Below are 495 nucleotides of genomic sequence, written 5' to 3' on the forward strand. Positions count from 1 at the left end.
GCGCATATACGCGGATGTGTCTAGGCTTTCGAGAGTACGGTTTTCGACGGCTGGGTCTGCTGGGCGTTTTCCAACCACGATGTCGTTCGCCATGTGACACGCTGGACGAGGCCCGGCGGCGATCTGGAAAGGACGGCGAAGTTCTCGATCGCGCTGCTGTCATGCCTGCGTGGATCGATCTGCCTCTATCAGGGCGAGGAGCTCGGGCTGGAGGAGGCGGAATTGGCGTTCGAGGATCTGCGCGATCCTTACGGCATCCGCTTCTGGCCGGGATTCAAGGGCAGGGATGGATGCCGCACGCCGATGGTCTGGGAGAAAGGCGCCGACAATGCCGGGTTTTCAACAGGCGAGCCGTGGCTCCCGATCCCGGAAAGCCATCGCGCCCGCGCGGTCGATGTCCAGAACGCCGAGAAAAAGTCGGTTCTAGCCAGCTACCGGGCGATGCTGGCGTTGCGCAAGCAGCATGCGGCGCTGGTTCGGGGCTCGATCCGGTTC

1 pseudogene is annotated in these 495 nt (G+C 63.0%); it reads left to right on the forward strand.

What is annotated here, in order from left to right:
• Window positions 1-495 (forward strand): annotated as a pseudogene (locus EOA86_RS37890) (alpha-amylase family glycosyl hydrolase); the annotation flags it as partial.

Source organism: Mesorhizobium sp. M5C.F.Ca.IN.020.32.2.1, from assembly GCF_004023105.1.
In the GTDB taxonomy this organism is placed as follows: domain Bacteria; phylum Pseudomonadota; class Alphaproteobacteria; order Rhizobiales; family Rhizobiaceae; genus Mesorhizobium; species Mesorhizobium wenxiniae.